This is a genomic window from Streptomyces sp. NPDC046931 (assembly GCF_040644655.1).
Classification (GTDB): Bacteria; Actinomycetota; Actinomycetes; order Streptomycetales; family Streptomycetaceae; genus Streptomyces.
Genome location: NZ_JBEYWX010000040.1, coordinates 1 through 26,959 on the forward strand (window position 1 = coordinate 1; position 26,959 = coordinate 26,959).

At 68.2% G+C, this 26,959-nt stretch carries 27 protein-coding genes, 1 tRNA gene and 3 pseudogenes; 15 read left to right on the forward strand and 16 right to left on the reverse strand.

Annotated features, from left to right (window positions below):
- The first annotated feature begins 266 nt into the window (after positions 1-266).
- A complete protein-coding gene (locus ABZ876_RS37200; protein WP_361790212.1) occupies positions 267-413 on the forward strand; it encodes a hypothetical protein in 147 nt (48 codons plus the stop codon).
- Between the two features lie 290 nt (positions 414-703).
- Here the strand turns inward: ABZ876_RS37200 and ABZ876_RS37205 are convergent, their stop codons facing one another.
- The 3 genes from ABZ876_RS37205 to ABZ876_RS37215 all read right to left on the reverse strand — a co-directional run bounded on the left by ABZ876_RS37205 (position 704) and on the right by ABZ876_RS37215 (position 1,963).
- Positions 704-1,351: a hypothetical protein gene (locus ABZ876_RS37205; protein ID WP_361790215.1), complete on the reverse strand. Its 648-nt coding sequence runs from the start codon at positions 1,349-1,351 to the stop codon at positions 704-706.
- A gap of 219 nt (positions 1,352-1,570) precedes the next feature.
- A tRNA-Trp gene (locus ABZ876_RS37210) sits at positions 1,571-1,645 on the reverse strand.
- A gap of 54 nt (positions 1,646-1,699) precedes the next feature.
- Positions 1,700-1,963 carry a hypothetical protein gene (locus ABZ876_RS37215; RefSeq protein ID WP_361790218.1) on the reverse strand — a complete coding sequence of 88 codons (264 nt, stop codon included), beginning with the start codon at positions 1,961-1,963 and terminating at the stop codon, positions 1,700-1,702.
- A 35-nt stretch (positions 1,964-1,998) separates the two neighbouring features.
- On the opposite strand from ABZ876_RS37215, the gene ABZ876_RS37220 reads away from it, so the two are divergent.
- The 3 genes from ABZ876_RS37220 (at position 1,999) to ABZ876_RS37230 (ending at position 4,095) form a co-directional block, all read left to right on the forward strand.
- Positions 1,999-2,559: an SMI1/KNR4 family protein gene (locus tag ABZ876_RS37220; protein ID WP_361790221.1), complete on the forward strand. Its 561-nt coding sequence runs from the start codon at positions 1,999-2,001 to the stop codon at positions 2,557-2,559.
- 351 nt (positions 2,560-2,910) lie between these two features.
- Positions 2,911-3,225, forward strand: a complete 315-nt coding sequence (locus ABZ876_RS37225) for a hypothetical protein (protein WP_310771220.1) — start codon at positions 2,911-2,913, stop codon at positions 3,223-3,225.
- A 70-nt stretch (positions 3,226-3,295) separates the two neighbouring features.
- Positions 3,296-4,095 (forward strand): IS5 family transposase gene (locus ABZ876_RS37230; protein ID WP_361790340.1). Its coding sequence is split into 2 segments (ribosomal slippage): positions 3,296-3,608 and positions 3,608-4,095, totalling 801 coding nucleotides; the frame shifts between segments, so codons are not numbered across the junction.
- Here the strand turns inward: ABZ876_RS37230 and ABZ876_RS37235 are convergent.
- The 4 genes from ABZ876_RS37235 to ABZ876_RS37250 form a co-directional block, all read right to left on the reverse strand.
- A complete protein-coding gene (locus ABZ876_RS37235) occupies positions 4,070-4,504 on the reverse strand; it encodes a GNAT family N-acetyltransferase (RefSeq protein ID WP_361790224.1) in 435 nt (144 codons plus the stop codon). The two genes, ABZ876_RS37230 and ABZ876_RS37235, sit on opposite strands and share 26 nt — an antisense overlap.
- Positions 4,505-4,785: 281 nt before the next feature.
- Positions 4,786-5,502 carry a hypothetical protein gene (locus ABZ876_RS37240; protein WP_361790227.1) on the reverse strand — a complete coding sequence of 239 codons (717 nt, stop codon included), beginning with the start codon at positions 5,500-5,502 and terminating at the stop codon, positions 4,786-4,788.
- A gap of 415 nt (positions 5,503-5,917) precedes the next feature.
- Complete coding sequence (locus ABZ876_RS37245) at positions 5,918-6,508, reverse strand: hypothetical protein (RefSeq protein ID WP_361790230.1); 591 nt, start codon at positions 6,506-6,508, stop codon at positions 5,918-5,920.
- Positions 6,509-6,627: 119 nt separating this feature from the next.
- The gene (locus ABZ876_RS37250) at positions 6,628-7,032 is read right to left on the reverse strand and encodes a DUF4259 domain-containing protein (RefSeq protein ID WP_361790233.1); all 405 of its coding nucleotides are present in this window, start codon (positions 7,030-7,032) and stop codon (positions 6,628-6,630) included.
- Between the two features lie 186 nt (positions 7,033-7,218).
- Between ABZ876_RS37250 and ABZ876_RS37255 the strand changes: the two genes are divergently transcribed.
- From ABZ876_RS37255 to ABZ876_RS37280, 6 genes are all read left to right on the forward strand, one after another.
- Entirely contained in the window at positions 7,219-8,427 is a 1,209-nt protein-coding gene (locus ABZ876_RS37255; RefSeq protein ID WP_361790236.1) for an Ig-like domain-containing protein, read from the forward strand.
- 120 nt (positions 8,428-8,547) lie between these two features.
- Positions 8,548-8,745, forward strand: coding sequence for a helicase associated domain-containing protein (locus tag ABZ876_RS37260; RefSeq protein ID WP_361790343.1), 198 nt, complete (start codon positions 8,548-8,550; stop codon positions 8,743-8,745).
- Between the two features lie 796 nt (positions 8,746-9,541).
- On the forward strand, positions 9,542-10,084 hold the full coding sequence (locus tag ABZ876_RS37265; RefSeq protein WP_361790239.1) for a DUF5709 domain-containing protein: 543 nt from the start codon (positions 9,542-9,544) through the stop codon (positions 10,082-10,084).
- A 245-nt stretch (positions 10,085-10,329) separates the two neighbouring features.
- Positions 10,330-10,839, forward strand: coding sequence for a hypothetical protein (locus ABZ876_RS37270; protein ID WP_361790242.1), 510 nt, complete (start codon positions 10,330-10,332; stop codon positions 10,837-10,839).
- Complete coding sequence (locus ABZ876_RS37275; protein WP_361790245.1) at positions 10,836-11,747, forward strand: hypothetical protein; 912 nt, start codon at positions 10,836-10,838, stop codon at positions 11,745-11,747. The genes ABZ876_RS37270 and ABZ876_RS37275 overlap by 4 nt, the downstream gene beginning before the upstream one ends.
- Positions 11,748-11,807: 60 nt before the next feature.
- Positions 11,808-12,506: a Clp protease N-terminal domain-containing protein gene (locus tag ABZ876_RS37280; RefSeq protein WP_361790248.1), complete on the forward strand. Its 699-nt coding sequence runs from the start codon at positions 11,808-11,810 to the stop codon at positions 12,504-12,506.
- A gap of 1,207 nt (positions 12,507-13,713) precedes the next feature.
- Here ABZ876_RS37280 and ABZ876_RS37285 read toward each other — a convergent pair.
- The 7 genes and pseudogenes from ABZ876_RS37285 to ABZ876_RS37315 form a co-directional block, all read right to left on the reverse strand.
- Positions 13,714-14,109 carry a nuclear transport factor 2 family protein gene (locus ABZ876_RS37285; protein WP_361790251.1) on the reverse strand — a complete coding sequence of 132 codons (396 nt, stop codon included), beginning with the start codon at positions 14,107-14,109 and terminating at the stop codon, positions 13,714-13,716.
- Between the two features lie 145 nt (positions 14,110-14,254).
- On the reverse strand, positions 14,255-14,407 hold the full coding sequence (locus tag ABZ876_RS37290) for a hypothetical protein (protein WP_361790254.1): 153 nt from the start codon (positions 14,405-14,407) through the stop codon (positions 14,255-14,257).
- 901 nt (positions 14,408-15,308) lie between these two features.
- Positions 15,309-15,407, reverse strand: a pseudogene (locus ABZ876_RS37295) (IS5/IS1182 family transposase); the annotation flags it as partial.
- 134 nt (positions 15,408-15,541) lie between these two features.
- Positions 15,542-16,738 (reverse strand): hypothetical protein, encoded by a 1,197-nt coding sequence (locus ABZ876_RS37300; protein ID WP_361790257.1) that lies wholly within the window; start codon positions 16,736-16,738, stop codon positions 15,542-15,544.
- A 12-nt stretch (positions 16,739-16,750) separates the two neighbouring features.
- Complete coding sequence (locus ABZ876_RS37305; RefSeq protein ID WP_361790260.1) at positions 16,751-19,333, reverse strand: SCO5717 family growth-regulating ATPase; 2,583 nt, start codon at positions 19,331-19,333, stop codon at positions 16,751-16,753.
- A 14-nt stretch (positions 19,334-19,347) separates the two neighbouring features.
- Positions 19,348-19,701 (reverse strand): hypothetical protein, encoded by a 354-nt coding sequence (locus tag ABZ876_RS37310; protein ID WP_361790263.1) that lies wholly within the window; start codon positions 19,699-19,701, stop codon positions 19,348-19,350.
- 503 nt (positions 19,702-20,204) lie between these two features.
- Complete coding sequence (locus tag ABZ876_RS37315; protein ID WP_361790265.1) at positions 20,205-21,317, reverse strand: catalase family protein; 1,113 nt, start codon at positions 21,315-21,317, stop codon at positions 20,205-20,207.
- Between the two features lie 365 nt (positions 21,318-21,682).
- On the opposite strand from ABZ876_RS37315, the pseudogene ABZ876_RS37320 reads away from it, so the two are divergent.
- A pseudogene (locus ABZ876_RS37320) lies at positions 21,683-21,937 on the forward strand (TniQ family protein); the annotation flags it as partial.
- Positions 21,938-22,525: 588 nt separating this feature from the next.
- Here the strand turns inward: ABZ876_RS37320 and ABZ876_RS37325 are convergent.
- Positions 22,526-23,365 carry a patatin-like phospholipase family protein gene (locus ABZ876_RS37325; RefSeq protein ID WP_361790268.1) on the reverse strand — a complete coding sequence of 280 codons (840 nt, stop codon included), beginning with the start codon at positions 23,363-23,365 and terminating at the stop codon, positions 22,526-22,528.
- Positions 23,366-23,505: 140 nt separating this feature from the next.
- Here ABZ876_RS37325 and ABZ876_RS37330 point away from each other — a divergent pair, with 140 nt between their 5' ends.
- Positions 23,506-24,162, forward strand: a complete 657-nt coding sequence (locus ABZ876_RS37330; protein ID WP_361790271.1) for a TetR family transcriptional regulator — start codon at positions 23,506-23,508, stop codon at positions 24,160-24,162.
- 54 nt (positions 24,163-24,216) lie between these two features.
- Entirely contained in the window at positions 24,217-25,509 is a 1,293-nt protein-coding gene (locus ABZ876_RS37335; protein ID WP_361790274.1) for a hypothetical protein, read from the forward strand.
- Positions 25,510-25,678: 169 nt separating this feature from the next.
- Here ABZ876_RS37335 and ABZ876_RS37340 read toward each other — a convergent pair.
- Positions 25,679-25,926, reverse strand: a pseudogene (locus tag ABZ876_RS37340) (phosphotyrosine protein phosphatase); the annotation flags it as partial.
- Positions 25,927-26,079: 153 nt separating this feature from the next.
- On the opposite strand from ABZ876_RS37340, the gene ABZ876_RS37345 reads away from it, so the two are divergent.
- Positions 26,080-26,331 carry a hypothetical protein gene (locus ABZ876_RS37345; RefSeq protein ID WP_361790277.1) on the forward strand — a complete coding sequence of 84 codons (252 nt, stop codon included), beginning with the start codon at positions 26,080-26,082 and terminating at the stop codon, positions 26,329-26,331.
- On the forward strand, positions 26,328-26,702 hold the full coding sequence (locus ABZ876_RS37350; protein WP_361790280.1) for a PIN domain-containing protein: 375 nt from the start codon (positions 26,328-26,330) through the stop codon (positions 26,700-26,702). Before ABZ876_RS37345 ends, ABZ876_RS37350 begins: the two co-directional genes overlap by 4 nt.
- Positions 26,703-26,959 lie beyond the last annotated feature (257 nt).

Consider the following 26,959-nt stretch of genomic DNA (forward strand, 5'->3'; position numbering starts at 1 on the left):
GGCCTCCGGAGGCCGACGGGTAGTCAATTCTCCAGCATCCCGGCCCTATTGAACCCGGGGCATACCACTCTATGCGTTGACTCCAGCTACCGGTTGGGGCTGGTGTTGAGCGTAGTGGTTGGTCTCGTGTTCGTGGGGTGGGATGTCCCCGATCGCGCTGGGGAGGCGCTGGTTGTTGAACCAGTCGCAACAGTGACTGGCTGACCATCGTCAAGCTCCCGCCCTACGCGCCCGACCTCAACCCCGTCGAAGGCGTCTGGGCCCACGTGAAGAAGTCCCCGGCCAACCTCGCACCCCGCGCGATCGAAGACCTCACCCCACTCGTGAAGAACCGCTTACGCGGCATCCAACGCCGACCCGAAGTACTCGACGGCTTCATCGCCCAGACCGGACTGGCACTGGAGCCTCCCTGACGCTGTCACCCCACCCTTTCAACCTCAGCGTCAGGAGGCGCAGAGCACTGGCATCCCCAAGTAGGCGTCAGCGGTCGTGGAGCTCTAGCACGGTGGACTGGACGCTGTCCGTCGTCCCGCGGACGGCGTGGGACAGCCGCTGGAGGTGCGCGGCTGGGTCCGGCTGGCATCCTGACGTCGCCTCGCCCGCCGCCCGGGACGCCGGCCGAAACACCGGCCGAAAACTCGGCCTCGCCGGGAGGCGCGACTGGGTGCCACGGATGATGCCCGGCAGGTCGGCCAGGCCAGTCTCACCCGTGGTAGAGCACTCGTACGACCATCGTGTCTGGCGTAAGGGCGTCGAGGTACTCGTTGAAGTGGCGGCGCAGCTCGGTGCCGGCGATGGCGAGCCAGCGCCCGTCAAGGGTCAGCAGGGCGTGCGTGGGAAGGGCCTCGTCTGCGGTCTTACGGACGTAGGCGTCAAGGTCGCCACCCTGGTAGGCGGCCGGGTCGCCGCCCACCAGGTCCTCCAGTTCCGGACGTTCCTTGAGTGCGGCCATGGCCGACTGCGTGCTGAAGTCCTCCCGGGCGCGCGCCTGCGGGTATGCCTCGGGGTCGGCGACGTACCGGGCCCAGAAGTGGCTCATGGGACGCACGGGCGGGTACCCACAGGCGAACTCCTGCCATGCCTCGAAGGCCCGCCGGGCCTTCGAGGCCGCTCGGGCGCGCGGTGTTTCGAGGTCCAGCAGGCCGCGCGGTCCGCCGTCGCACAGGGAGGGCGGGACATCGCGCGGGTCCCCGGAGAGGGTCTCGGTCCCCCGGATCAAGCGCGGGTCGTCCTCGTGCCCCGGGACGACCGGGAATTCGCAGCCCCCGCCGTTGATGCGCCAGTAGTCCCACCAGGTTTCGACGATCGGCTCACCAGGGGCGAACTCGCGGTTGTAGTCGTACGGTGCCATGGCCGCACCGATCGCTCGGGGCACGTCCCCCGGCTCGCACCGGGGGACGCACACGGTCACTCGTTCTTTCGCCATGGCCCTTGTGGCCCTCTCCTCGGTTTCTGCCTCATGCCACCTGCGGTGACGCAATCGGGCGGCCAGCCGCCGCAGCCGCGTCAAAGTCCCGCTGACGGGGCCATTCGGTGACCCTGGGACTGCACCTCGCGTAGCTGAGGCGGATGAAGCCGGCCGGATTCGAACCGGCGTCCTCGCGATTTTGGAGACCGCGCGCGACTACCTCTGCGCTACGACTTCGCCCGGCTGGGATCCTAGTCGCGCCGGCCACGCGCGAGGGATACGGGCTCTCCGTCAGGCCCCAACACGCAGCACTGCCTCGCCTCCGCCGGACTCGTTCCCGTCGACTTCGCCGACTCCCGCTTCCTCGACTACGGAGGCCATGGCCCGCTCGGCGTCGTAGACGGCTTCGCGCTCAGCCGATGAGCCGTACTGGCCATCACTCAGACGGTAGTGGGCAATAACGGCTTGTTCCGGCATCTCCGGTTCGGGGAGCACGCTCGTGCTGGTGCGCCCCTCGGCGGCACTGTCAGTGCGTGTCGCTAAGGTCGCCGTCACTGACAGCTGAGTAGAGAACCACCAGGGGGAACTTCATGGCAAGAGACATCGCGGCGGCTGTTGTGGACGCGTGGGATGAGATCGAACGGTGGTACGAGGCCCAGGGTGCCGCGCATCTGATCCTGCCTCCTGCCTCCGGTGAGCAGATCGCCGCCCTTGAGGAGACGCTCGGCATCGAGCTGCCTGAGGCGGTCACGGCCTCGCTGCGGCGACACAACGGATCGACGGACGGGGGCTGGCCCACGGGCACGCTGTTGTCCTGTGACGGCATCCTGCAAGAAGTGAGTATGTGGCGCGACCTCCTGACCAGCGGCGACTTTGACGACCTCAAGGACTTCGTTGCGGACGGCGAGGCACTCAAGGCCGGCTGGTGGCAGTTCGGTTGGGTCTCGCTCGATGCAGACGGCGGGGGAAACGGCGCGGTGCTGGACCTGTCGCCGGGTCCTGGGGGAAAGGTCGGCCAGGTCATCGACATGGACCACGAAGCGGGGCCGAGCGGGCCCATAGCGAGCGACTTCGTCGGATACCTGACGGCAACGGCCACCCGGCTGGGCGACTTCGCAGTGATCGACGGACAGTACGTCGAGGAACAGTAGACGGGGCGTGCCCTATGCACCCTGGCCCAGCCCTGGCGCGGAATAACCTCGTGGACTTTGCCGTACGGCCTCATCTTTATCAGGTCGATCACGGGGCCCTTGGAACGTCGGTCAACTCGTCTCGCGCCTCGACTGGCTGTCCGTCGACGTTCGGCGGTGTCCGCCGCCGTCCGGCCCTGTTGGTGTGTACTGGTGTCAGTGAAGAGGGGCGCTCTTGACAAATCCAACACAGCGGACTGGGACTTGTCCGGTCGATCATGAGGGACGCGGGGAAGCCTCTGGACGGGCGGCGCGGCGGGTGCCATGATCACGCTGGCGTCCGGCGTGGGCCTGGCGCGCAGGGGAGGGATCATGAAGCTCTACCTCGCCATACCTCTTGTTCTGCTGGCTTTGCTCATCGCCGCCTCCGGCGTGGCGGCGGTTGCCCGCGGCTGGGTGCTCCCCATAAACCGTCGCCACGTTCGCGGCCCTCGCCTCTATGGCTGGGGCCAGCTGGTGGTGGCCTTCGCGCTGTGCTGGCAGGCGGTCTGCGGGCTGGTGATCAGCGACTCGGATACCCGGCTGTGGGGCACCCTGACCGGCAGCATGATTCTGTTGGTCGGCATCATCGTAATGACGGTGGGCCAGCTCGCGGGCGGTAATCGAGAAGGCAACGGCACGCCTTAGAGGTCATCTCATTTGGCGTGTTCGATAGTCTGCGGCTGTGGGGATCGTGGAGCGTCTGGTGCCCGACGAGATGTGGGAGTTGTTCCAGCGGGTGGTGCCCAAGGCGCCGACCCGACCGCAAGGTGGTGGACGCCGTCGGCACGGTGACCGCGAGGTGCTGGCCGCGATCGTGTTCGTCGCGACCTCGGGCTGCACGTGGCAGCAGCTGCCTGCCGCATCGTTCGGGCCGTCAGGCGCAACGGCCCACCGCCGTTTCTCCGAGTGGAGCAAGGCCCGGGTGTGGGCGAAGCTGCACCGCTTGATCCTCGATGAACTCGGCTCTCATGGAAAGCTGGACTGGTCACGGTGCGCGACCGACTCGGTGAACATGCGGGCGATGAAAAGGGGGGACTGACAGGCCCGAATCCTGTGGACCGAAGTAAGTACGGCTCGAAGATCCACTTGATCACCGAGCGGACCGGTCTGCCCCCGTCCGTCGCAATCTCGGGGGCGAACCTGCACGACAGCCAGGCCCTGATCCCGCTTGTCAAGGGCATACCGCCGATCCGCTCCCGCCGCGGCCCGCGACGCCGCAGGCCGGGCAAGCTGCACGGCGACAAGGACTGCGACTACGACCACCTGCGCCGCTGGCTACGCAAGCAAGGCATCCGGCACCGCATCGCCCGCAAGGGCATCGAGTCCTCCACCCGGCTCGGTCGGCATCGCTGGACGATCGAGCGCACGATGTCCTGGCTGGGCGGCTGCCGCCGTTTGCACCGCCGCTACGAACGCAAGGCCGAACACTTCCTCGCCTTCACCGCCATCGCATGCAGCCTCATCTGCTACCGCAGACTCTCCACTCCCCTCACCTTTCGGCGCTCAAAATCATGAAGTTCTCGGGGTTCGGCACCGGGACGAAGCCAGCCTTCGCGTAGACCCCGTGCGCGTCGAGGGTCGAGAGGAGGACACGCTTGAGCCGATAGGGGGCAAGGTGGTCGCGAACAGCTGCCGCAAGCCACGTCCCAAGTCCTCTGCCGCGGTGGGCAGGAGCAACGTAAACGTCACAAAGCCAAGCAAAAGTGGCGCGGTCGGTGACCACGCGAGCGTAGGCAGCCTGGTCGCCGCTGGCGTCGTAGATGGCGAAGTTCAGCGAGCCGCGCACCGACTCTTCAACAGTTTCCCGGGTACGCCCCAGGGCCCAGAACGCGTCCGTCGAGAGCCACCGGTGGACTAGTTCCACGTCGAGGCGATCCGGGGCTGTAGAGATCTCGTACCCGTTGACTCCATCGCTAGTGATCATGGAATGGCAGCGTATCCGTAGCGCTTGGTTTTTCCAAGTAACTCTCGCGCCAAATGAGATGACCTCTAATCACGCACGAAGGGCTCGGAGTGCGACCTCCCAGCACCTCCTGACCCTCACCATTGTCTTCAGTGTCCTCGCCGGGCCTCGGGGGGCAAGCACGGAACGGCCCCGGACCGGCCGGATGGGGCGGGGCGCGTCGAGACCGGGCGCGGGCCGTGGAGTGTGCGGTGGATGTGCGCCGCGCGGGCGGTTGCGCGGCGGCCAGCCGGCCGGCGGGGTCAGTGCAGGATGCTGACGGCCCGCGCGATCACCAGGAGCGAGGTCAGCAGAGCGGAGATGCTTTGCACGCTCATCAGGGCTTTGGCGCGGGTCGACAGCGGCATGGTGTCGGTCGGGCTGAAGGCGGTGGAGTTGGTGGCGGACACGTACAGGTAGTCCATCAGTGTGGGGACCCAGTCCGAGGTGGCGCTGGCTCCGTCGGCGACTTCCTGGACGGCGTCGTCGTTCTCGTCCTGGGAGAAACGGAAGTCGGCCAACGGTAGGGCCGAGCGAGGTGCCTGGGTGCGGCTGACCGGGCCGCCCCGGTCCAGCTCCCAGTAGGCCAGCCCGAAGACGATGATGTTGGTGAGCCAGATCTGCAGCGCGGCCACCAGCAGGGACCGGCCGTCCTTCACCCCGGCGTAGAGCAGTTCGTGGATCAGGATGACCAGCGCCACGAGATTGCTGACCACGATGACGCCCACGAGCGTCAGCGACAGCACGCGGAACGTCTTCGTCTGCCGGGTCAGCCGTTTGGGGTTGATCGCGATAAGCGGGATGAGCAGCAGGCCCTCCAGGGCGGGCAGGACGTACCGGGGAGCGATCAGCAGCCGTTGCGGCAGCAGCAGGTACAGGGCGATCGCGGCGAGGGTCGCGACCACCGCCGGGAGCCGTGCCTCTCCCCTGCGCTCATGCCTGGGATGCCGGCTGCTCGCCTGTGCCCGCGTACGTGCCATACCTCGTGGCCTTCCGGTCGTTCCCGCACGGACCGTGCCACGGCGCCTGAGCATTCCTCGGTGCCGGGCGCCGCGCACCCCCAGCAGGTACCCCCGAACAGACGGCGCGTGCCGTGGGACTGCGGGGGCCCGGGAGGTGAGGAAGTGGGGGCCCGGTGATGCCGGCCGGAGTGTCCCGACTGGGAGGTTAGGACCCGTCACAGCCCGAAGTTTCGCGTCACGTCACCTCACTGCGCATCCTCCCCCGGCCCGCCGCGCCGCTTGTTGATGATCGCGGCAGGGATGGTGCCGACGGCAGTGATGACGGCCGCAATGATGAAGTCCACAACTCCCCCTTGCTCGAGGGCGCCGAGTTGCGCCCGACCATCACCATGGCACGCCGAAAAGGCCCCGGTAAAACACCCAAACTGGCTGCTCAGCGGGGGTGTCTAGTTGTGATGGCGTCCGGTCGCCGGGCAGGCGCATCACAGAATCTGCGGCTGTTTCCGCGTTGGAATCCTGCGGGCAACGCTGCAGCCGGGAGCGCCGACGAGACGACCACCCACAACGTGCTCATCCCAGGGGCGCCAGGGCCTACCACTTTCTGCGGTCGATCCCTGGCATCTTTCCCCGCCCGCTCCTGAAAGGTCTTGCTAGAGGAACCTGGTCCCGGCCGCGTCGGGGTACGCAATCGGTACGAGAAGAGATCCCCCGCGTTTTCCCGCGTCCTGGCGCAGCGGCCAATTAGCAGGTCGTGGCCGGGCTGGAGCGCGTTGGCGTCACGGTTGATGGTCCACTCGGTGCGCGGCCACGGCGTGGTCACCCGGTCCCACTCTTGCTGGCCGCGCAGGCGAGAGGTGGAGGCGCTGGAGGGCGGCTGGCCGGGGACGACGACGTGGAGACCGTGGATGTCCTGTTCGTCGCCCCGCAGCAGCGCGGCGACGGTAGAGCCGGGCAGGCTCAGTTCCAGGAAGCTCGCCGTGCTGTAGCGCCAGACCTGCTCCGTCACCGGGGTGTCGTCGTACAACAGAGGCCACCCGAGTCAGCCCCGTCCAGCTCGCCCTTCGGTATCTGCGGCACGACCAGGCCCTTTTGGCTTTATCGGTGAGTCCTGGTTCTGGCACGACTTCCGTGAAGCGGTCACGGTTAGTGATCAGTGGGTGTTTCGAGTGCTTGGAGGATCTGCCGCACTTCCTGGCGCCACTGGTCGGCGTCGGCGCTGTCCACCCAGCCGATTGCCATCTCTGATCCGCCCTGGAGAACCCGGTCCAGTGCGAGTCTCGCCGACGCGCGAAGGGACGCTGGCAGTTTGGACAGCGGTTCCCTGGGGCCGTCATCGGGGTCAATCACGATGGGGCTGTCGTCATGGCGGGCCGCTAGAGCCCGCGCAGGGCCCGCGACGAGGCGGTGGAGCACCAGCGCGCCGTGGATCGCGAACTGGCGGCCCTCGCCGAGGAGGGCGACTGATCCCCACGGCCCTCCTCCAGCCCGGGTGGGCAGCCCCTGCGCTGCCCACCCGGGCTGCGGCGTCGGCGATGGCGTGGATCTCACCGGCCGCCTCGACCCGCGTCCTACGAAGCGTGCAATTCACCACAATCAATCCCTTCAAGGCGAATGCGCGCCGTAAATGTGGTTCTTTAGGCCGGTTGCACTCATCCAGTAACCAGATCCATCGATCAACGATCAGTGGCACGGGAGAAGCGTTTGATCACGGTACGTAAGCGACACATCGGACTGATGGCTACGGCCGGCGTATTCGGCGGCGTACTCGCAATCACATCCCTCGGCGGCACCAGTAGCGCGGCCACCGGCGGCAGCGACACGGAGAGTCACCCGAAACCGCAGGCCCGGGTGGATCTGGCGGGCGCCCAGGACGCTTCCGACGCCCGAATAGCGATCACGCCTGGTCAAAGCGCCCACGGTGTCGCGATCAACGGCCCCGTGAAAGTCACCGTCAGCGACGGCAGACTCACCAAGGTGACGATGACCGCCGTCGCGACCGGTGCCGAGGTTCGGGGCACCCTGTCCGCGGACGGCACGTCCTGGAAGCCGAACGGCCGGCTGGAGCGGGCCACCCGCTATCAGGTCGCCGCAGAGGCGGAGGACGCCAAGGGCCGTCCCGTCACCGGGAACGCGACGATCACCACGGTCTCCCCGGCCAACGACTTCATCGGGCACCTCTCCCCCGAGGACGGCTCGACCGTCGGCGTGGGCATGCCCGTGACGGTCGGCTTCGACAAGGCGATCAGCGACAAGGCCGCCGTGCAGTCGGAGATCCAGGTCGGCTCCAGCAGCGGCCAGCGGGTCGTCGGCCGCTGGCTCAACGACCACCGCCTGGACTTCCGCCCCGAGAACTACTGGAAGCCCGGCTCCACCGTCACCGTCAGGCTCACCCTCCACGGCGTCCGGAAGACGGTCACGTTCAAGATCGGCCGGAGCCAGATCAGCACCGTCGACGCCAAGACGAAGCAGATGACCGTCGTACGGGACGGCAAGACGATCAAGACCATCCCGATCTCGTCCGGCAGCCCCGAGCACCCGACGTACAACGGTCAGATGGTGATCTCCGAGAAGTACCGGCAGATCCACATGAACGGTGCGAGCGTCGGCCTCACGGAGAAGGACGGCAAGCCCTCGTACGACATCCAGGCGGTACCGCACGCCATGCGCCTGACCGACTCGGGCACGTTCATCCACGGCAACTACTGGGGTACCGACTCGGTCTTCGGCAAGGCCAACACCAGCCACGGCTGCGTGGGCCTGAAGGACGTCAACGGCGGCGGCGACGGCAAGCAGCCCGCCGCGTGGTTCTTCGACAACTCGATGATCGGTGACGTCGTGATCGTCAACAACTCCGAGCACAAGACCGCACTGGCCCCGGACAACGGCCCCAGCGACTGGAACATGCCGTGGACCCAGTGGGTCTCGGGCAGCGCGACCAGCTGACACGACCCACTGCCTCCAGACAACCCGACGCACCGGCCGGCACCCAGCCGAGGAGCACAGCGCCGACGACCACGATGGACCGGACGGCTTGCGCAGTGGCCTTACCCGCGCGAGGGCCACCTGCGAGTACCGAGGAGCCACATCGAGACCATCGTCATCGGCGGCGGCGAGGACGGCGGCCGCGACGGTGTGAAGGCGGAGCCGGAGGAACACCATCTGGGACTAGGAGCATGGATCGGCAACCAGCGCTCCAAAGCCGCGTCCCTGTCACCGGAGCGAGTGGAGCAGCTGGCCGCCATCGGCATGAGGTGGACCTGAGGCGAACGGATCGACCGCCCGCCCAGGCGCAGCTAGTGTGCCGCCGAGCCGACCGTGAAGCGCACATTTAGGGTACGTGGCACGTACGAGTCGCGTACAAATAGCCTTCGAGGTGCAGCTCTCCTCTCGTCCAGCCGAGCGCACCAGGTCGCGGGCGGGGATGCGGGGTAGTGATCTGGAGCGGTGGCGGACCGTGGGGCGGGATGCGGTCGTCTTCCCGGAAGTGGTGGCGGTGGCTGGCGCGCTGCTGGATCCGGCGGGCGGAGGTGGTGTGGGTGGACAGCGGTGCCGGGCGGCCGCGGGTGCTGCCCGCCGACGGGATGTTCTGCGGCAGGCTCGGTGAGCGGCTGGGTCGTGCGTGGCCGGGGGCCGCTGGCCACAAGCGGGCCACGGCGGGCCGCTTGTGGCGTGGATGGGCAGCGTCATCCGTCTTCGCCGCGGCGCGGGCGGGCCGACCGGGTAGGACAACGACCGGTGGTGGCTGCGGCAGGAACACCAGGCCGCAACCATGGTCGGCCAGCTGCGGGTCCTGGGCAAGGAGCCCCGGGGCCGGGCAGGGCGAGCGGGCGTGGACCAGGGCGGGTGGGAGCCCGAGCCGGCACAAAGCCGCCAGAGTAGATGGCCTCGGGCGGCGGGCCGGAAAACGCGGGTGGTGCACCGTGCAGCCGCTGCGTCGGCGGGCGGTCACAGCGTGTGCGGGTGGGGCGATAGCCCAGCTGATTGATGATTGGGACGGCAGTACCGGGAAACGCGGATGTCGACGCTCCTGAGCGCCACTGATGGACGGAGGCCACCCGTGAACACCGATCCGATGGCCGACGACGTCTATCAGCCGACCGAGAACGACGTACGCGAAGTGGACGCCGCACGGCTGGACGACCTGGAGGACGCGGTCGAGGAACCCACCTACGACGAAGTCCTCGACGAGGGGTACTCCCCGCCCGAGAAGCCGCTCGGCGTCACCAAGTACGGCACGACCGCGGCCGAGCAGCGGGCGGGCGAGAGCCTGGACCAGCGGTTGGCCCAGGAGGAGCCGGATGTACGGGAGCCGGAGGGCGACGGGGTGGGCGACCTGCCCGGCGGCGACGGCGAGCTCATCGACCCCGAGGCGGGTGAGGCGCGCGCCGGCCGCCTGGTAGCCCCGGACGAGGGCGCACATCCCGACACCGAGAAGGACGAGGTCGCCTACGACGTGGGAATCGACGGCGGAGCGGCCAGCGCCGAGGAGGCCGCGGCCCACGTCACCGACGACGACTTCTCGCCGCCCGACGACGACCCCATCCCCCCTGCCGATCCCCTGCTGTACCCGCGCCCGGGGCGTCGGCACCGGCAGGGCTGAGGAGCCAGTCCCGCAGACGGTCGATCTGCCGCAGCCTGTTCGCCGCGTCCAGCTCGCTCGCCTCTATGAGCTGCGCGTCCGGCAACGCTATCCGGGCAGCGACCGCATCCCGGTCGTCTACATCACCGCTCCTCCCCGCGGCGCACCCCGCAAGCTGGCGATGGAGTTCGCCCGGTTCCTCGGTCTGCCGCTCATCACGCCGCGGCACGCACAACACCACCGACGTCACCAGCGCGGTCTGCCAAGTGCTGATCGAGGCCCGGACGGACCTGCTGCTGGTCGACGAAATCCACCTGATGAACCACGCGACGATCGCAGGCGAGGAGCTGTCGGACCATCTCAAGTACTTCACCGAGCACCTGCCCGCCACGTTCGTATATGCCGGGATCAACGTCGAACACTCCGCGCTGTTCGCCGGTATCCGCGGCAGCCAGCTCGCCGGCCGCTGCGTGCTCATCCGCACCGGCCCCTTCCCGCTCAACGCCGAATGGCGGTCGCTGGTGGCCAGCCTGGAGGGCACGTTACGGCTGCACCAGCACGAACCCGGAACCCTGGTGCGGCTGTCGAAGTATCTCCACCAGCGCACCGGCGGCATAATCGGAAGCCTCTCCCACCTGATCCGTGCCGCCGCCGTCACCGCCATCCTGGACGGCAGCGAGCGCATCACCCGCTCCGCCCTGACCACGATCCGTATCGACCACAGCAGCGAATCCACTCAGTCCGGCCAGCCCACTCCGCGGAGATCCGCTGGATGAGCACACCCTTCCGGCCTGGGATCTTCCGGCCGCTGCCCCGGCCACTCCCCCCGTTCCCGAACGAGACCCTGGAGTCGTACTGCCAGCGGCTGGCCCGCGCCAACCGCATTCCCGCAGAGCGGCTCCACACCCCCTCGCGCTGGCTGGCGCACGACGACGACTCCGTCACCGCGCTTCTGCGGCGTCTGACGATCCTCACCGGCCTGTCCCGGGAGACGTTCTGGCACGCGCTGCCGGAACTGCGCTGGAGCCACGAGCACGGCATGAGCGCCCTGGGCCGCTCCCTGCCTCCGGTCGTGGCCATGCGCCTCCGGCGGCGTTTGGCCTGCCGACGCTGCACGGCCACCCGAACGCCAGGCCAGCACGTCATGACCTGGGTCCCCCTCTACACCCACACTTGCCTCCAGCACAGGCTCTGGATCGGCGAAGCCGTCGCTGCCACGCGCGAACAGGTCGACCTCGCGCAGATGCCGGAAACCCTCTGGGCTCAGCGCCGCCACCACCGCCTCGTCCGACGTCATGGAGAGAGAGTCACCGCTGAGTGCTTTCGGACCGGCGGCGCCCTTTGGAAACTGTTCGCGGCGCATCACTACACGCTCGTCCCGGACGCCCTCGGCCAGGGACTCGCCAAGCCCCGCGGCCCTTACCTGTCCTGGCGGCCGCAGCTCTACGCGGCGGCCTATCCAGCGGCCGTCACGATGATGTCATTGGCCGCCTCACCTGCCTGGCGATCCCTCCTCACCCAGAGCATGTTCCCCAGCGATGTCGACCGCTTCATGAAGGAGTTCACGCGACGGCACCCGCCGAACCACCCCGCCTATGTCACCAACCTGCCCGCCCTCCCCGGCAAGACCGGCGCCATGATCCGCCGCGTCAACCAGATCCTGCACGAGACCAAGGTCGCCTGAAAGCCGCCAGTTACGCAAGCCCGCCTTGACAATTCCAAACTGTCAAGGCGTATTTGCCTCATGACTCTTCCGGATCTGGACGATCTCATCGCGGAAGTCGACCGGAGATGCGACACCGCGCACCGCCCCGGCGGACAGGAACAGCCCGACTGGCTAGCTCTGCTGACCGTTGCCGCCCAACTCGCAGGCCAGATGCAGGCGCTGGCGGACGACTTGGTCGAGGACTACGTCGAGCACTGCCGGATGCACGGCTCCTCATGGACCGACATCGGCGCCGCCCTGGGCGTGACCCGACAGGCGGTCCAGCAGCGCTTCCACGCTCCACACAAGCGCTACAGCCCCGAGACAATGACGGACGATCTCCGCCAGGCGATGGTCCACGTCAAGCAGGCAGCGGTGCACCATCGCAACAACTACATCGGCACCGAGCACCTGCTGTGGGGACTGACCGCGGAGGACAACAGCGCCACCCGGCTCCTGCAGACCGCCGACGTCCCGCCGGAGGCCGTCCACCGGTCCGTCGGAACCCGGCTGAGCATGGGCGCCTCCCAGGCAGCCGAACGGATCGCCTGGACGCCCTACTCCCGCAAGGCGATCGCCATCGCGGAGGCCAGATCCGAGCAGAACGGATCCGACCGCATCGACTGTGACGACCTGCTGATCGGCCTCGCCCAGGTCGGCCGCGGAGTCGCCGCCGACGTCCTGGCCGCGGCGGGCTTCGACCCGGCCGCCATCGACGCCACACCTGCCGACGCCTGAGCCCATCACGGCCCCAGGCGACCACTACCCGACGGACTGCGAGAGCACAGCCCCCTGCCCGGACTTGAGTGAGACACATCGCCGAGTCCCGTCTCACTCAAGTCCGGGCACCGCAGGCCAGCGCAACACGACGCCCGGACTTATCCGAGACAGGACAAATCTCCGCTGGTCAGCGGCTCGCACGGCGCCACGCGCGCGAGTGCGCGCCGCCACCCACAGCGCCCCTGGGCGGGCCGGCGGCGGGCCCAGCGGTGGCCGGCCCCGCTCGCCGCCTTCCCGCTGGGGGCAATGGATCGCCGACGCTCGCCGGTTCTACGCCCGCGGGGACATGGACGCCGACCGCATCGCACAGCTGGAGAGGCTGGGCATGGTCTGGTCACACTACGACGTCGCCTGGGAAGAAGGCCTGGCCACCGCCCGCGGGTGGGCTGCGGAACACGGGCATCTCCTGGCACCGCTGGACGCAGCGCGCCGAAACGATCACCGGCGAGGACGGGGAGGACCGGCTTGGGGCATTTATCGGGAACCAGCGCTCCAGAGCCGCGTCCCTGTCGCTGGAGCGGGTGGAGCAGCTGGCCGCCATCGGCATGAGGTGGAGCTGAGGCGAACGGATCGACCGCCAGCCCAGGCGCAGCTGCCGCGCCGAACCGAAGCGTACATTTAGCGTACGTAGAACGTACGACTTGCGTACAAATACCCTTTCCAGGTGCAGCTCTCCTCCCCAGCCGACACCTGGTCTCAGCGACGGCCGAACCCTGACCCTCTGAAAGGCGTCGCTGCGGCACAGGGAAAGCGGCTGCCGCAGCGGCCCCGGTGCCCCGGGTCCACGCCCGGGCCCTCGGAGCCGAGGTAGTCGAGATCGGCACCGGAGGAGATCCCTTCCACGCGCCGGCTCGGGCCCTCTACGAGAAACTCGGGTGCACACCACTTCCAGCGATGGTCTATTTCCGGCGGCTCTGAGGCCCCAGGGCAGGCGCCCTCTGTACCCGTCCCGGCTGCACCAGTTGCTCGGCGTCCGCTGCCGGGTAGTGGTGGCCGTAGGGGCTGAACGCCTCGCAGAGCATCCAGCGCAGCCGTGCCAGGGAGTCTGCAGGTCGAGGGGACTGACCGTGGCGCGGAAGCCCTCGACCGCGAGAACGCGGCGGACAGCGCGTACAGCTATGGAATATCGCCGTCGGTCACGCTGCGGCCGACGGCGTCGACGAGTTCAGGGCTCGCTGAAGAAGGCGCTCATGCCTTCGACGTCCGACAGGTAGCTGTCGATGGCGGTGATGCGGCCGTATCGGGTGGTCAGCACGGTCGCGAGGTGTTCGTCGAGCCTGCGTCCGTCGGGGGCAGTTGCCGTGTTGCGGAGGGAGAGGGCCGCGCCATGTGCGCCGACGAGCACGTGCAACAACTCGGTGTGCAGTCCCTGCCCAGCGATGTGCCGGGCTCTGCCCACGACCGCATCCTTGCCACGGATAGTGCCTGAGATGGTGCCGGTCCCCGGCATGGTCCAGGTGACGTCGTCGGCCAGCAGGCCGCTCAGCATCTCCCAGTCCCGGGCCTGGAACCCGGCGAGGAAGCGATCGGCGACCGTCAGGTCGGCACTGTTCTCGGACATGATCTCCCCTTCTTCAGCGGCCGTCCTCAATCCCCCATCGACCCTAAATGGTTCGACACCGCGGCACGCGCCGGCAGCCTGGTGCTCTCACTACCCGCACTGTTTATGCGGTCAAGGGACAGGACGGCCCACCACCACATGCCCATCACGACGACGGATGGCACCCCGACTGTCCGGCGCCTCGTCTCTGACCGGGGATTCGCATGCGGGCCGGGCGGCTGCCGTCGCCGACGACGACGTGGCGCAGGTAGGAGCAGTACACCTGCCCGGCAGTGACCAGCTCGACATCCATCGTCATGCAGACCACGCCACACGGTCCTGACCTACAAGAAAATCCGCTGCCGGGCCAGCCACTTTCCGACGTCCATGCCGCGGACGGGAATGCCGGGTGTGACGATCGTGGGATCGCTTTCCTCGCGTACGAGTTCGCGTAGTACGGCGTAGTGGCGTTGCCGGTCCGTCGGCCATGAAGGGGTTCCCATCCTGGTCCCCGGCCTCCAGCGCGGTCTTCCATTCGGGGTGGTCGTGGAGAGCGCCGGGGCGGCGGAGGCTGGACAGCCACTGCCCGATCGGCCTACCCGTCCCTCAGTGCCTCCCCAGACGTCGGCGACCGCCTGGAACGACTCGGCACCACGCCGCCGACCCCGAAACCTGCGAAGCCCGCACAACCGACCACGACGCCCGCAGAAGCCTTCGAACGGGACGCCGCGGCCCCGGCCCAGTAGTGCAAGGGCACGCACGGGCTCCGTGACAGTTCCCAGAGGCCACGTAGAGCGGCTGGAAGACGGGACCGATGTCCGCCTTGGGGTGTTCCTGAGCAACACCCAGACCAGACGCGGGAAGCTCACCCCCGACAAACTCCAGCAACTCGCCCACCTCGAACACGAATGGGCAGCGGCACAGGGCAGGCAACCGGCAATTCGCAATAGACGCGGACCGCGATGCCTTCGCTGCGCATCAGGACCCGGTACCGAGCAAGATCGTCACTCGTTCGCCCTATCGGCAGCACAGACGCAGGGCGCTCAGCATCACCCTGGCACTACATCAAACTCAAGATCCTTCACGGAACTGGCCGTCTTCCTCGCGGGTAGTGCAGGTGAGCGAACGCCGCTCCTTGACCCAGCGTTAGAGACCGGGGCCGGAGCCGTGTTCGGTGCCACGGCAGGCGACGACCGGTTGCACCCCAGGGCCCACAGCCGGCGGTACTTGTCGTGGTTGTAGCCGCGGTCACCGGGCGCGATGTCCGGGCGGCGCCGAGGTCGGCCGCGCCTGCCCCGCACCGGCGAGACCGCCTCGAGCCCTGGGATGAACTGCGTGACGTCGTTGTGGTTGCCGCCGATCAGGCTGGTGGCGGGCGGGTTGCCGGTGGCGTCGGTGAATGCTGTCGGCCCTACCCCGGTCGACAGGGCTTCGTTCCGTCACAACCACATGCTCACTGGGTCCCCATCGGCTGGCCCTGGCGCATGACGTCGCCAATCACCGAAGCAACGTAGGGAAGATTCCAGTACGCCGAGTGGGTCCACATACCGGTGCTGGCCTGATGGCTGACGGGAAGGTCCACCGGAGCGGTTCCGTCGTGCAGCTGGAACACCTTGGAAGCGACGAAGGCCAGAATGTCCAGCGGCTCCCAGAGATTGGTCCAGCGGTTCAGGGAAGCCGGCAGATGCACGGGCGTGCTGCCTCCGTAGGGGGTCAGTTGCCCTCCTCTGGGATCGCACACATGGAAGAAGGCAGCCTGGGAGCCGAACGTGATCAGGGACTCGGTCCACAAGGGCACGGTGGCGGTCGCCATGTCAACGGCGATGACACCGCCCAGGCTGTGGGCCACTATGCGCACCGGACGGCTGGAGCTACGCCCGAGGTCGGGGTGTACTTCGTCGATGACCTGGCGCACGCGGGCGTGAACGGCGTCTCGATGGCGTTGGTAGACGAGCACGTCGCCCAGGAAGCGTGTGGTGCCGGGCCCGAACCGGCTCCGTACGGCGTGGTTCAACCGTGCCCCCACCGCCTGAACGGCCGCGCCCGCGACACGGTCCAGATCCTGCAGCCGACGCCGCACCAGGGAACGGACGCGGCTGTGAGCGTCGGCTCCTCCGCCGCGCAGTCCGTCATACAAGTCGTCGTAGTCGGAATCGGCTTCATCCAAGAGTGACCGTGCCAGAGAGCGCCCGGTCTCACGCAGCAACTGCGCGTCGTCGGTCCGGCAGAGCCACTCGGTGTCGGCCCACGCCTCCCTCACGTACTCAAGGATCTCATCGGGATCGAGCTGATCGCGGCCGCTGTCTCGCAGCCCCTCGTCCTCCGCGTCGTTCCCTGCGCTCAGCTGTTCGCGGACGGCGGCATCGACCAGCGACAGCTGCCCCACTTCGTCGACCGTCTCGGTCAACAGGGCAGCGGCAAAGGGCTTGGCCATGACGGGCCCCGGTGCCTCGCCGTCACGCAAGGTGTCCGTATCAGTGCGATAGACGGGCAACGCGGCGTCGATGAACCGGTCCCGCGCACCCAGGTCACCCCAGTGCACCGGGACCATGTCAACTCCTGCCGCCGCAGCAAGTGCCGACACGGCCGCGGTGAACTCGTCCCGGTCACGATTGGCGACGCCGTGGATGACGAAGACCGGATCCTTCACGTACTACTCCCTCTATGCGGTGATGTGCACGGTCGCTGCAGGACTGCCGTACACGGCGTACGCCAGCCATGTCGGATCGCCTCCGTGCAGGTCGTGGGTGGTCCGCCGAGCTGTGAGTGAAGCCTTGCCGAGTGGCTGCCGGTGGGTGAGCAACTGGTCGTAGAAGGTTTCGGCGAACTGCAGCGCAGATCGTGACCGTACGGGCCAGAGAGTGCCGACGAACGCGCCCGCCCCCGCGGTCAGGAACTGGGGGGCCCATCCCAGGCTCTCGCCGAACCAGTCGATCTCCCCGGCGCTCCTACAAGCATTGAAGAAGACGAGAGGGCGATGGGTGCGCAGGGTGCGCAGTTGTGCGGCCGACGCGAGGTCGATGGGGTCGAACGGTCCGTCGGCCATGGTCACGCACGAGCCGGTGCCCGTGAAAGCGTTGTGGCAGGCGAAGTGGAGCAGGCCAGCGTGGCCGCCCTTGATCAGCGCGGTAAGCGCCGCCCGCTCGGTTAACACCCCGGCGTCGGATACGGCTGTTCCCAAGCGAGCACGAAGGGATCTCACTTCCTCGCCCGCGTTGTCTGGAGAGCCGGGAGGAACCACGAACGCCACACCCGGCAGACGCAGGCTGCGGACTCGGTCCTGCCCGTGCACCCGCCGCACCACGGGAAGCCACTCCGCCAGGAAGCCTCTGTTATCGCATCCCTCGTTCAACGGATACAGCAGTTCCCAGGGGACGATGTCGTGCTCCCCCAGGACGGTGAAGGCCGAGACATGGTCGGCCTCTTCCCAGAATTGGCTCTGGATGCGCTGGGGGACCACGGATTTCCACAGCTCTACGCCTTGACTCTCCAAACGGTCGGGCAGCCACGATGCTCCGCCGCCCGTCGCGGCGGCCTTCGCGGCTTTCCTCAGCTCGGCGTAAATGGCCTCGGTGGCTTTGCGGGGGTCGCCAGCCCGGAAGTCGACGATCTCCCGTGCGTAGAACGTCTCGCTGATCAGTTGGAAGCTGAAGGCGCCATCTCCGTCCTCCTTCAGGACCTGGAGAGTGACTTCCCCGGGGTCGAACGCCATGGAGGCCAGCGATGCATGGCGTTGCGGGCCGTCCCTTGTGACACTTCCGTGCCCAACCGACGTCTGACAGGTGACTTCACCCAGGAAGGTGCCGCCCCGGAACGCCCGCACCGTCACCTCATGCAGCCCCGGCTTCGATGCCCTCAACCGGAACAGCAGCACGTCCGAGTCCCGGCCGGGCCACAGGTGCAACTCCTGGTAGAGGTCATCGATGGCCTCAAGGCCAGGAGCGTGAACGGTGACGATCACCTGGGTCCCGCCCGGCGGGAGCATGAAGGAGCGCAACTGCACACCCCTTTCACTGCCCTGGACAATCTGCACATGCAGCGGTACCACCCGGCCGGGTGAGGTCTGCTCGACCAACTCCGCAACCAGTGACCGGGGCTCCGTCGAACCGACCTCGCGGGAGTCGATGTCCGAAGGCGGAGTGACAGGAGGCTGCGGAGGACTCGCCGAAGTCGCGTCCAGCTGCGACTGCCCGGGCGGGGTGGTGGGACCAACCGCCGGCACCGGCGGCTCCGAGACCGGCCCCGCGGCGCTCGAGGCATCCTGCATGTACCAGGCAGGTGGGACGTAGTCGATTGTGAACTCGCCCGTCATCTCCGTGGCGTTCTCGACGTCCCTGGCTTCATCGTCAGAGGTTGTCCACCCACCGCGGACTCCGTCCCGGTCTGACCTCGACCGGCCAGTCGAGGCATGAGACTCGTCGTCTGGCGAAGCCGGGGCATCCGACTCGTCGGTGGCTTCGGCTTCCCGGACTTCGGCGAGGTCGGCGTTGAGTTGCTGAAGTTCGAAGGGTGCTGGCAGCGTGGCTACGCGCGTGCCATGAAGAGGAACCGAATGGCTCCCATGACTGGCAATGAATACTTTTTGGGGACCGGCAGCGGGGCTAGGGGACGAGAAGTTGCAGTGTGGCGTGGACTGCTCGGGAGCGGCAGCGTCCTCAGCACTGTCCCTCCGACTGCCGGCCCTGGCCTGGATGCGGGCTCGAAGGTGGCGCAGGCAGCGCTGGCGCATGGGCCCGATACTTCCGACGGGGATGCCCAGTGCGGCGGAGACCTCCGCGTAGCTGGGCGGCGGTGAGGCCATCAACACGCGCAGCAACTGCTTGCAGCGCTCTCCGAGCTCCTCGAACTCCTGCCACATGAGCCGGCTCCGCTCGGCCTCGGCTGCCGCCTCCTCGGAGTCGAGGAAGGACTGCTCAGCCGTGCGGTCCACACTTCCCGAGTCCGGAAGCTGTGGATCGTCCGTCGGGGACAGCCGCCTTAAGTTCTTGAGTAGCTTCAGGCACTCGTGCCGCGTGGTGCTCGCCAGCCACACCCCCGCCTTCTCCGGTTCCGGGATCCTCCCCAGGTGCTGGGCGAAGCGGAACCACACGGTCTGATAGACCTCGTGCGCGTCGGCGTCGGGGAGCCGGTGCGCGCGCACCACGGACCACACCAGCGGGCTCAGCCCTTCCACCAACGTCTTCCACGCCGCCGTGTCGCCGTCTACGGCGGACTGAACCAGCGCGCCGACATCTGCTCGGTCCACAGCCCACCCCTCGTTTACGGCACGTCATCGTACGCCGCGGAAGTATTCGTTCCGCCCTTCACGCCGGAGCCCATCTCTGAACTGATGATCGACGGGCGCGCCGTGACTGGGCGTTCCATAACGGCGCTGTTGCCTCGTGCCTGCGCGATCCGAACACGCCGGAGGTGCACGAGGCGGCGGGCCGCGGTGTCAGGGCGCAGCGACACGGGCTCGCCGATCGCAGCACCGCGGTGACGGCTGGAGAACAGATCAGCGAGGAACAGCTGCTGCCCGCGCCGGCCGAGCTCCCGCCACACGATCGATCCGTGGGCGCCACGGATCAAGGGGGTCTGCTTGCGGCACAGCCGGCAGACCCCCTCCACATCCACGACCGCGTCGTGCCCGCACAGGGTGCAGGCGGCGGTCCGGGTGTACTTGCGGCACCAGAACGCACAGCCCTTGCACAGCCAGCCCAGGTTCCGGGTGGCGCCCCAGGCCACGCAGTTGGTGCACGAGTCCGGCGGCGGGATCGCGGACGGGGGGCAGCGCTCGCACAGCCCTGTCGCGTAGTAGAGGCGGTTTGAGCCGCAGCGCAGACAGGGCGGTGGGGTGACCGGGCCGTGTCTTTCCAGCTCTGCTGGCTCATACGGAACCTCCGCCGCGTTCCTGAAGGAGGCAGGCCGTCGACCGAGCGGAGCCGACGCCGCCCACAGCCGCTCCCAGGGCCCCACCGTGCGGGCGGTTCACGCCCCTTGGGAGGGCCCGCCGCTACACGTCGTCACGCTCCGGGAAGAGCACGTGAGCGGCGTCGAGAATCCGTTGCCGGGTCGCTTGTCGCCCTGCCGCAGTCCCAGTGCGGTCGGCGCAGGCGGCGGGACGCGGCTGAGCCGGCTCATCCGAGTAGTTGCGCGCTGCTGACCGGTTCGCGCCGCTGCTGTCCATTGATGCGGTGCCGTTCGATGGACGAACGCCGGTACACCTCCTGCCGCACCCGCTGGATCTCGCCGATAGGCCGGTGCTCCTCGCGTGAGCGCCACGGTGTGATCGACGTGGCATCGGCGGCCGCCACGTTCTCGTCCCCGCCGATGTCCTGGCGCGGGAGGGCCACACGGGCGACGGTCACCCACGGGGACAGTTCCTGGGGCCACTTCACGGAGGTGTTGTCCACCGGCATGTGGGCCAGATCGGTGTTGAGCTGCACCTGGAGTTCGAAGGAGTGGTCCCGTTCCGCGGTCTCGGCGACGAGTGTGTGGCGGAACGCCTCGTTGTCCGCGCGCACGTCCACGATCTCGTGCGTCAGGGAGGCCAGGGACTCGGTCGTGGGCACGGTCCGGATCTTGGCGATGTGGTCGCCGTACCGGAAGGCGCCCATGCTGTTGTAGGTGTACGACAGCAGGTTCCTGCGCGGGACGGTGGTGAACGACAGCATGGCGAACAGTTCGTCCCACAGCCAGCTGTCGGGGTCGATGAGCGTGCCCCGGCGGGTCAGGAACTCCGCCATCCAGGTCTTGCGGCGGGCTGGGTTCACCAGGGCCTCCGGCAGCTCCGCGAACAGGTCCTCGATGACCATGTAGTCGTAGGCGGTGTTCGCGAAGAAGACATCGTTGTTGATCAGGTTGAGGTCAAAAGTACCGCTGTCCGGTTCGTCGTCCAGCAGTGAGGGGCCGGGGACCCCGAACAGCTTGATGCCCATCCCACACGCCGCGCCCAGCTGATGGTCGGGGCGCTGGTGACCAAGGCCGTTGGAGTAGCGGACGACGGCGTCGTACACGGTGGGCCGGGCGAAGATGCCCTGACCGTAGAAGCCGCGGTTGTCACCGACCGTGACCGTTGCCTTGAGAAGGCCGTAGGTCTTTCCGTGGGCCGTGCGGACGGCGCGGCCGACGGCCTCGCGCTCGACCGAGGTGCGGGTGCGCTGCGCCACCTGCGCCACCACCGCATCCAACTCCTGCTGGTAAGTCCGGCGTTCGGCGGGGCGGTAATCCTCGTAGCGGACGGGATCCATGGTGTTGCCTCCCTGTGCTGTGGTGTCGACTCCACACGCTAGCCAGCAATTAAATTGTGCACAACATAACTGACTGTGGTGAATCACACGTTGGCGAGCGCAACCACGTCGGGGGCACACCACACCCCAGGGTCGATGCCTACGGTGCTCGAAGGCGGACCGGGCGGCCGACCTTGCACCCCGAGCGGGCGCTGACGGACGCCCACCCTGCCTGACTATCGCCGAACTTGACCGAGCTTCAGCGGTGGTGACGACCGTGGCCCTCGCCATCGCCACCACGGGAACGCTCGCGCTGGACACGGGCCGGGCCGGGTGGCGTCCCTTGTCGTGGTCACGCTCACCCCCGCCGGCCTCGGCGGGTTGCGGGATGCGGGATGCGGGATGCGACAGGGTTGCGGGCCGCGGAGCTGCAGCAGATGCAGCTGGACCCCTACGCGGGCACCGTACTGGACCTGTCCGGTGTGGAGTTGGGCCGGGAGGCGTCGCTGACGGCGGTAGCCGCGCCGGAACGGATGATGCCGACCTGGAGCAGGGCCTGTCCGCCTTGTCTCAGGCGGGACGGAGTGTGGCCGCTGTGGTGGTGGCTGGCTGGGTATCGCCGCGGTCTGTCCACTGCATAGGTGCCTGCTGGTCGATGTGTGTCCGCGTTGTGGTGTGCGGCTGCTGCGCGGGAGCGAGCGGGTCCCGCGCGGACTGCTGACCCGTGAGCCGCTTCCAGCGGTGGGGGAATGCGCCAACCGGCCCCCGCACGGACCGAGGGGCCGTGCGGGCCTGTGCCGCCAAGTGCTGACCGACATTCCCGCTATGTCCACCTGCGAGATCGGATCCGAGGGAACCGGTAGCTGATGGCGGCCAGAGGCGGCTACACGCCCACGGCCGGCCGCGAAGAGCGCGCGTCCGGCGTGACCGAAGCGAACGGCAACGTCACCGTCAACTGGCCTGCCGGGACGTTCTCTGTGTCGCCGATCGTGACGGTCGCGCTCCAGAGGCCGCGGGGTTCCGGTCATACACGATCACCGCGAACAGCACGACGGCGACGACCATCAACGTCCTGGGCGCGCCGGTCGTCAGCCTCGTCGGCGTCCAGAACCTCGCGGCCTCCAGGGTCACCGTGCACGTCCACGCGGCCGCCCCAAAGCGGCGGCTGCCACCCCTTAAGTGAGCGTTTGTCAGGAAACGCTTGACAACGCGCACCTCAACCGCCGCCGTCACCCCTGCCAGACATCGGCCACCGAAGGAGCCAGTGCGCCGGCCTGTGCGTGGCCCGCGCGGGCGGCAGCCGACCGGCGTGTGTCATCCGCCATGTTGCGGCCCATCATGCGGCGCGCAGCCGGGTCCGGGGACAGCAGGACGACGTGCGCGCCGTCGTCGGACAGTTCTGCGGCTTGCTGCGAGGCGCTCGGATGCGGCCCAACCGCCTGGGGGGTCGGCACTACCGCCAGCACCCGGCGATACCCGCGTGCGAGCTGGAGGTTGGCGGTCGAGCGACTGCCGCCATCTATCCATCGTCGGCCCGCTACGGTAACCGGCGGCCATACGACCGGTACGGCGCAGCTCGCCGCGACCGCTTCGAGGAGTGGCACTCCGGAGTGTGAGTCGAACACCTCAAGTTGTCCGGTCTGCGCGTCGATCGCGGTGATCCGCAGCTCTCGCTCGGGCCAGTCGTGGACGTCGCCCAGGAGTGCGTCGACCGTATCGAAGACGTCCGACTCCGGGCCGGTCCGGGTGTGTAGCGCTGCCCGGGCGAGGCGTTCGATGGACCGCTGGGGATCGCGGGAGCCGAGTGCTGCCCAGAGGAAGCGTGCTGTCTGGCGCGCTGTCACCGGCAGCCGGACCGCGTCTGCGCCGGAGAGCTGGCGTTCGTACAGTTCTGCGGCCGGGACTCCGGACAGGAGCCGGGATCCGAAGACGGCACCCGCAGAGGTGCCGATCACGATGTCGGCGTTGCTGAGATCGATCCCAGCCTCGGTGAGCCCGGCGAGCACCCCGGTCAACCAGGCCCCGCCCACCGGTCCGCCGCCGCCGAGTACGAGTGCGATGTCAGACACGCTTCCCCCTCCCCATGAACGACCGCGGACGTCCCGTCCACGGAAGACAAAACGGGGAGCCGTCCCCGTTTGCCCGGCTGACGATAGCATCCATACCGGGGAGCGCTCCCCGGTATGGGAGTGAGATGAGGGGCAACACGATGGGCGACCGTTCGCCGGTAGGGCGCCGCGATGCGCTGCGCAACCGGAAGCTGCTGGCGGACAAGGCCCGCGAGGTCTTCGCCGAACAGGGCTTGGAGGCCCCGCTTGATGAAATTGCTCGGCGGGCGGGCCTGGGCAACGCGACCCTCTATCGCCATTTCCCGACCCGTGCCGCGCTCGTCGATGAGGTCTTCCGGGACGCGCTCACTGAGACCACAGCGGCGGGCGAGCGGGCGCGAACCGCCAAAGACGCATGGACCGGACTGACGCAGTACCTACGAACAGTGTTCGCAGGCCTGGCCGCAGACCGCGGCACCAACGACCTCATGACCACGAACCTGGAAGGCGTCACCTCCCTGGAGGCAATCCACGGCCACAACCGCACAACCATCGACGTGCTGCTCCGGCGCGGTCAGGAGCAGGGCACTATTCGCCCGGACCTCACCACCGAGGACCTGCTCTTCACCCTGGCAGCACTAGGCCGGGCTGTTCCCGCGCTCACCACGGTCGCCCCGGATGCCTGGCTCCGCCCGCTCGCCCTGCTCCTCGACGGCCTTCGCGCCCGGCCGGCCGCGCCACCGCTGCCCACGCCGGCCCTCACTTCCGCCCAGCTCGGCAAGGTGCTGCTCAATCTTGGGCTACACCGGCGGCGTTGAGAGGCCCCTGACTCACACGGTTGCCCTGGTAAACCAGCCCCTCACCAGGAAACGGTGGAGTCCCCCTCGCACCTGCGGACGCACCCGCTGCCGCTGCGGGTCACGTTGCTGGCCGCGCTGCTGCACGAGCGGGAGCGGGAGATCACGGACACGCTGGTGGAGCTGCTGATCTCCACGGCGCACCGGATCGGGGCGCGGGCGGAGAAGAAGGTCACCGAGCAACTGGTCAACGCGTTCAAGAAGGTGTCGGGCAAGGAGAACATCCTCTTCAAGCTCGCCGAAGCGTCGCTCGGCGAGCCGGAGGGCACCGTCTGCGAGGTCGTCTACCCGGCGGTGTCCGGCGGCGAGCAGGCGCTGCGGGAGCTGGTGCACGAATTCAAGACCCGCGGCCCGGTCTACCGGCGTACGGTGCAGACGACGTTGAAGGCGTCGTACACCAACCACTACCGGCGCGGGCTGGTCCGGCTGCTGGACGTGCTGGAGTTCCGTTCGTCCAACCACACCCACCGGCCGGTGATCGAGGCGCTGGCGTTAGTGGCCCGGTACGCGGCAGCCGGGAACACCACGTACTACCCGTTGGGCGAGACGGTGCCGGTGCACAAGGCGATGGGCGGCGACTGGGCCGAGGTCGTATACCGCACCGACAAGCGAGGCCGGCGCCGGGTGGCGCGCATGGTCTACGAGGTCGTTGCCTTCCAGGCCCTGCGTGACCAGCTCAAATGCAAGGAGATCTGGGTCGCCGGTGCCGACAAGTGGCGCAACCCGGACGAGGACCTGCCCCAGGACTTCGCCGAGCGGCGCGAGGAGAACTACCGCGAGCTGCGCAAGCCGCTGGACGCGGCCGACTTCGTCGACGAGCTGCGCGGACAGATGGCCATCGAGCTGACGCTGCTGAACGAGAAGGTACCCGGTTGGTCCTGGGACCCCTATCAGGACGTCCACGACGCGAAGGTCGAGGTGATGCAGCAGTTCTGCGCCGTCACCGGCCGGCCCGGCTCGTCGATCAAGCAGCGCGAGGAGTGGAACAGCCACCCCGTGGGAGTGTGGCTCAGCTCCTGGCGCACCCGCCGCGATGTGCTGTCGGCCTCGCAGGAGGCCGAGCTCGAGGCGCTGCCGGGATGGGCCTGGGACCAGCGAGGAGACCAGTGGACCTCGATGCTTCAGCAACGTGCGGACTTCGGGGCGACACGGGGCCACATACAGCCGAGCCTGACCCTCGGCGACGAGCAGGAGAAGGCGCTCGCCAGGTGGAAGCGCAACAACAAGAACCGTCTCCGGGGCCGCGGAGACGACAAGGCTCTCCGGCTACGGGCGCTGCTGGCTCAGTACGGGGAGACCCCGCCCTGACCGCCATGAGCCCTGGCCAGCCTTACCTGTGCCGCACGGGTTGTTCACTGTGCGACCCAGAACTGGATGGGATCCAATGTTCATGCACGGGCCCAGCTGGGCGCGGGCCGTGCAGAGGGCGGCGGCGTATCCGGCGGAGCCGGAGCCGATGATGACGACGTCGCGTCGCTTACGCCGTCGCCTCCGGCTTCACCGGGGCGATCTTAGCGATCAGGCCCGGACCAGGGTCTTGATCTCGTCGCGGATCGGGCGCACGGCCTCGACGCCCTGGCCGGCCGGGTCGTCGAGCTTCCAGTCGAGGTAGCGCTTGCCGGGGAAGACGGGACAGGTGTCGCCGCAGCCCATGGTGATGCAGACGTCCGACTCGCGGACCGCGTTGATGGTGAGGATCTTCGGCGTCTCCCGGGAGATGTCGATGGCCGGCGGGGCAGCGATCTCGCTGTCCGGGGGTGCGTGAGGTCGTCGCGGCCGATGACGATCTCGTCGGGGAGGGCTTCGTCCAGGACCTCCTTGCCACATGCGCTCGCAGACCTGATCCCCACCATGTCTACCGGCGGTAGAATCGGCTCTATGAGCAAGCCGACGAGCATCAAAACCAGCGAGGAAGTGCGTGATCGGCTGCGCATTCTCGCGGAAGAGCGCGGCACCACGATCACGGAGCTGCTGGAGGACCTCGCCACCCGGGAGCTCACGGCTGCCGAACGGGAGCAGCGCGCCCGGGAGGCCGCCCGGGAGCTCGGAATCGAGTACACCGATCAGGTTCAGCAGGCCGGCCGGGACGCCTGGGCGAAGATCCGCGCCCATCAGGGCGGCGCCGCATGAATCTGACGGCCGTCCTGGACCACACGGCTTTGGCCGCCCTGTTCCGTGCGGATCCCTTCTTCACCGGCCTCTATATCGAGGCCTCGCGTGGTACTGGTCGGGTCATCGTCCCGTCGCTGTCCATGCTGGCCGCCGAACGGCAGGTCGCCGGTGCGGGCAAGCACGCGGCGTCCCTGCGGTTCGCGGAGAACGTGCCGTTCACCGCGGCGCACGCGGTGGATGCGATGGAATGGAGAAACGTCGACTGGCCGGTGGCGCACGCGGCAGCGATCGCCTGGAAGGCGGTGAAGGCGGGGGACCCACTCACTGTCCTGTCGCTGGAACCCGAGCTGTACGCGGGCACCGGGATCACTCCACTGAACCCGGCCTGACCTTCGACCGGGCGAGGCTGCGGCGCCATGCCGCACGCATCACTATTTTGGGTCCATCCCCTCGCACGCGGGAAGCAGACCACGACGACGGGCGGGTTCACGTCGCTGGAGAGACCATTCCCCTGACGCGGGGACGACCACTGCCGGGACACTCACGTGGAGGGCGACCGCGGGCAACCTCCGCGGGTGCGGGGACGGCACAGCGCTGTGGTCATTGACGTGCAGCAGGGCGAGCCCCCCTCTGGGTGCGGGGACGA

Coding starts and splice junctions, on each gene's coding strand:
- ABZ876_RS37205 (WP_361790215.1), bottom strand. CDS start 1,351: ATGGCACCGTACGACTACAACCGCGAGTTCGCCCCTGGTGAGCCGATC.
- ABZ876_RS37220 (WP_361790221.1), top strand. CDS start 1,999: ATGGCAAGAGACATCGCGGCGGCTGTTGTGGACGCGTGGGATGAGATC.
- ABZ876_RS37225 (WP_310771220.1), top strand. CDS start 2,911: ATGAAGCTCTACCTCGCCATACCTCTTGTTCTGCTGGCTTTGCTCATC.
- ABZ876_RS37235 (WP_361790224.1), bottom strand. CDS start 4,504: ATGATCACTAGCGATGGAGTCAACGGGTACGAGATCTCTACAGCCCCG.
- ABZ876_RS37240 (WP_361790227.1), bottom strand. CDS start 5,502: ATGGCACGTACGCGGGCACAGGCGAGCAGCCGGCATCCCAGGCATGAG.
- ABZ876_RS37255 (WP_361790236.1), top strand. CDS start 7,219: ATGGCTACGGCCGGCGTATTCGGCGGCGTACTCGCAATCACATCCCTC.
- ABZ876_RS37275 (WP_361790245.1), top strand. CDS start 10,836: ATGAGCACACCCTTCCGGCCTGGGATCTTCCGGCCGCTGCCCCGGCCA.
- ABZ876_RS37280 (WP_361790248.1), top strand. CDS start 11,808: ATGACTCTTCCGGATCTGGACGATCTCATCGCGGAAGTCGACCGGAGA.
- ABZ876_RS37285 (WP_361790251.1), bottom strand. CDS start 14,109: ATGTCCGAGAACAGTGCCGACCTGACGGTCGCCGATCGCTTCCTCGCC.
- ABZ876_RS37290 (WP_361790254.1), bottom strand. CDS start 14,407: ATGACGATGGATGTCGAGCTGGTCACTGCCGGGCAGGTGTACTGCTCC.
- ABZ876_RS37315 (WP_361790265.1), bottom strand. CDS start 21,317: ATGGATCCCGTCCGCTACGAGGATTACCGCCCCGCCGAACGCCGGACT.
- ABZ876_RS37330 (WP_361790271.1), top strand. CDS start 23,506: ATGGGCGACCGTTCGCCGGTAGGGCGCCGCGATGCGCTGCGCAACCGG.
- ABZ876_RS37345 (WP_361790277.1), top strand. CDS start 26,080: ATGAGCAAGCCGACGAGCATCAAAACCAGCGAGGAAGTGCGTGATCGG.
- ABZ876_RS37350 (WP_361790280.1), top strand. CDS start 26,328: ATGAATCTGACGGCCGTCCTGGACCACACGGCTTTGGCCGCCCTGTTC.